Source organism: Microterricola pindariensis (assembly GCF_002936985.1).
Lineage (GTDB): Bacteria > Actinomycetota > Actinomycetes > Actinomycetales > Microbacteriaceae > Microterricola > Microterricola pindariensis.
In genome coordinates this window covers 1-3428 of the sequence record NZ_MPZN01000117.1, presented here as the reverse complement: position 1 = coordinate 3428, position 3428 = coordinate 1, and the positions used below count along the sequence as shown (strand labels likewise).

5 protein-coding genes are annotated in these 3428 nt (G+C 71.5%); 2 read left to right on the top strand and 3 right to left on the bottom strand.

Translation table 11 applies throughout. The annotated features are described in order from the left end of the window. The coding region (locus GY24_RS17165) for a hypothetical protein (protein ID WP_104477831.1) at positions 1-909 on the bottom strand (909 nt) is incomplete at its 3' end. 109 nt (positions 910-1018) lie between these two features. Here GY24_RS17165 and GY24_RS17160 point away from each other — a divergent pair. Together GY24_RS17160 and GY24_RS17155 are read left to right on the top strand one after the other, a co-directional pair. Next, positions 1019-1570, top strand: a complete 552-nt coding sequence (locus GY24_RS17160) for an adenine phosphoribosyltransferase (RefSeq protein ID WP_104477828.1) — start codon at positions 1019-1021, stop codon at positions 1568-1570. Positions 1571-1605: 35 nt separating this feature from the next. Then, complete coding sequence (locus tag GY24_RS17155; protein ID WP_233279444.1) at positions 1606-2343, top strand: lysoplasmalogenase; 738 nt, start codon at positions 1606-1608, stop codon at positions 2341-2343. Here the strand turns inward: GY24_RS17155 and GY24_RS17150 are convergent. Continuing rightward, positions 2279-2578 (bottom strand): protealysin inhibitor emfourin, encoded by a 300-nt coding sequence (locus tag GY24_RS17150; RefSeq protein ID WP_104477826.1) that lies wholly within the window; start codon positions 2576-2578, stop codon positions 2279-2281. The genes GY24_RS17155 and GY24_RS17150 overlap by 65 nt on opposite strands. After that, a partial coding sequence (locus GY24_RS17145) for a M4 family metallopeptidase (RefSeq protein WP_104477824.1) occupies positions 2575-3428 on the bottom strand: 854 nt, incomplete at its 5' end. The genes GY24_RS17150 and GY24_RS17145, both read right to left, overlap by 4 nt.

Sequence of the window (3428 nt, the reverse complement as noted above, 5' to 3'; positions counted from 1 at the left end):
GGTCTGCGACACGGCCTTGCGCCCCACGGTATCGGCGATGGCGAACAGCCGCGCCCAGGCGGCCGGGTCCAGCGTGTTCCACGGGGTGGGCGAGTAGACGAACATCCAGTCGTCGACGATCTCGACGTCGAAGGCGCTGCTGTGGTCGATCAGCAGTGCCATCAGGTCCGGCGTGAAGATGTACAGCGCGTCGGCCTCGTAGCCGCGCGGGCAGTACAGCGTGAAGTGCTCGTTGAAGTCGCCCTCGAGCCGAAGCACCTGCCCCCTGGCGAAAGACCCGAGGTTCGAGGCGCCGAAGAGCGCGTTGTTGGCCCGCGCGTCGACGACGCAGTGCGGGATCCGCCGGTCCAGCCGGAGCGCGAGGAACCCCCACCGGTGCACGGTGCGGTCATCGCCCGAACCGGTCGTGTAGGTGTAGTTGCCGATGTCGAGCGCCCGCCCGCTGCTGGCCCGCGCCCCGGCGTACGCGGCGCGCGCGGAGCCGCGGTCGAAGAGGAGGCCGGGGTAGCCGGGGTCCGCGATCTGCGGGTACCACTCCATGCCGTTGGCCTGCGCGAAGTGGAAGAGGCGGTACCGCCGCTCCCAGCCGCCGAACGGCGCCGCGCGCCGCACGAGGAAGACCGCCAGCAGCATGCCCGCCCCGAGCAGCAGCAACGCCGGCACGGCGACGGCCAGAACGGCCCAGCCGAGCGCCGCGGCCGCCACCAGCATGATCGACACGGCCGTCGTCACGACGGCGACGGCGATGACCCCGGCGAGCACGGTGAAGATCACGACGGCCGCCTGCGAGGAGCCGGATGCGCGCAGCCAGGGCTGCCGTGTCGAACGGGCCCAACTCCGAAAGGCGGTGACGGCGCCCGGGGCCACCGGCTCGGTGAGCGGGCGGTAGTCGATCGACGCGGGGTTCATGCCGGTCAGTAAAGCACGGCGGCGGCGCGCCGGCTGGGCGCCGAGGCGCACGTGTCGGATGCCGCGGCAGCCGGCGCACGGCGCGGCATCCGTCGTCTAGCGTTAAGGGGTGACTTTCGAACCCGCTGCCCACACCGCCCCCTCCGCCTCCGACGAGCTCAAGCGCCTGCTCACCGAGATCCCGGACTTCCCGAAGCCGGGGATCCTGTTCCGCGATGTGGCACCGGTTTTCGCCGATGGGCCCGCGTTCAAGGTCATCGTCGACGAGCTGGTGACGCGCTTCGCCGGCCGCTTCGACGCCGTCGCCGGAGTCGAGGCCCGCGGCTTCGTGCTCGCCGCGGCAGCCGCCTACGCCACCGGGACCGGACTGCTCGTCGTGCGCAAGGCGGGCAAGCTGCCCGGCGAGGTGATCGCCGAGAGCTACGATCTCGAGTACGGCACGGCGACGCTCGAGCTCGAGCCGAACCAGCTGGCGCCCGGCGCCCGCGTGCTGGTGCTCGACGACATCCTCGCCACCGGCGGCACCCTGAGCGCCGCCGCCCGGCTGATCGAGCGGGCCGGCTACGCGGTCGCCGGCATCGGCGTGCTGTTCGAGCTGGCCGAGCTGGACGGCCGCGAGCAGCTCGCCGGCTACGACACCCAGGTTTTGCTCGCCGAATGACGCGGTGGGCGGCTCACTTCGGGCAGGATGACCAGATGACGTCGATGTCGCCGAGCAACACGCACGCGTTCGCCCCCACGGTGACGAGCCTGTTGAAGCCGCTGCCCGCCTTCGCACCGTTCCTGGCGCTCTCCGCCCTGCACCTGGTTCTCCAGTTCCTGCATCTCGGCGCCGCGGCGAACTTCTCGAAGTGGCTGCTGATGCCGGCGCTCGTGTTCGCCGTCCTCGCCGCGACGCCGGCCCGGCGCTCCACCGCCACGGCGCTCCTGCTTGCCGCGATCACGCTGTCCTGGCTGGGCGACATCACCCCGCTCTACGCGAACGACTTCTTCTTCGTGCTCGGGCTCAGCTTCTTCCTGCTCGCCCACGTCGCCTACCTGCTGCTGTTCGTGCGCGGCCTCGGCTACGCCCGGCCGCGCGCCTGGGCGCTGGTCTACCTGCTCTGGTGGCTCGCCTTCGTCGCGCTGCTCGGCCCCTCCCTCGGCAGCCTGCTGATCCCCGTCGCGCTGTACGGCCTGGTGCTCGGGGCGATGGCGGCCGCGGCGAGCCGAGGCACCCTGGCGATCGCCTGCGGCGGCGCGCTGTTCCTCATCTCGGACACCCTGCTTGGCAGCAACAAGTTCCTGGCCACCCTCGACCTCTGGCAGTCCGGCTTCCTGATCATGGTCACCTACCTGGCCGGCCAGGGGCTGATCGCCTGGGGCGTCGTCACTGTGCAGCGCCGGGCTGCCGCCGGGTCGGCGACGGAGGCACTTCCCGCTGCACGCGGGTGACGAGCTCGCGCCACGGGCCCTCGAGTTGCGGCTCGCTGAGGGTGGCCGTCTGGTCGGCGCAGCGAATCGTGTACACGTAGCGGTCGGGTTCCGGCGCGCGCGCGGTGATCTCGGTCCACGGCAGTTCGGCGATGAGCGCCAACCAGTCGGAGGCGTCCGGCCTGTCATCGAGGCGCAGCTGCCAGGTGAGCCGGATGCCGGCGAAGCCCCCGCTGCGCGAGATCACCACGATCACCGTCCTGCTCCTTCCGTTGCGGTCAGCACGCCGACCTCGATCCAGCCTGCGCGCACTGCCCGCTGCTCGGCCGAGCCCGGTCCGAACAGCCCGGCCGCCGCGTCGAGGGTGGCGCGGGCGAAGCGCTCGAAGCCGGCATCCGGCTCGATGCCGCCGCTCGTGAGCGCCCGGTACCAGATGAGCCCTGCACCATTCCAGGCCGCGCCGCCGATCGCGAGGGCGGCCAGGGTGAACGCCCGGTTGGGGATGCCGGAGTTCAGGTGCACCCCGCCGTTGTCCTCGAGGGTCGTGATGTAGCCGCGCATGTGGGCCGGCTGCGGGTCGCTGCCGAGCACGTCGTCGTCGTAGGCGGTGCCGGGGTTGTGCATGTCGCGCAGCGCCCTGCCCTGCACAGCCGGCGTGAAGATCTCGGATCCGATCAACCAGCTGGCCTGGCCCGCACCCTGATCGCTGCTGTGCTGTTCGGTGAGCGCGCCGAAGACGTCGGAGATGTGCTCGTTCAGGGCGCCCGACTGCCCCTGGTAGGCCAGCCCGGCGGTGCGCTCGGTGACGCCGTGCGCCAGTTCGTGGCCGATCACGCTGAGCGAGCCGGTGAACCCCCGGAAGACCTCGCCGTCGCCGTCTCCGAAGACCATGCGGCTGCCGTTCCAGAACGCGTTGTCGTAGGCGGTGCCGTAGTGCACCGTGGCCTCGAGCGGCAGGTTCGCGCCGTCGATCGAATCGCGGCCGTACGCCTGCCAGAACAACGCGTAGCCGCTGCCGAGCCCGTCGTAAGCCTGGTCGGTGCTCTGGTCGGTGCTGGGTGGGTCTCCCTCGGTGCGCACGGTCTCGCCGGGCAGGGTCTCGACCC

What these genes read in the sequence shown, in the direction of transcription:
- GY24_RS17155 (WP_233279444.1), top strand. Translation starts at nt 1,606, where the DNA reads ATGACGTCGATGTCGCCGAGCAACACGCACGCGTTCGCCCCCACGGTG.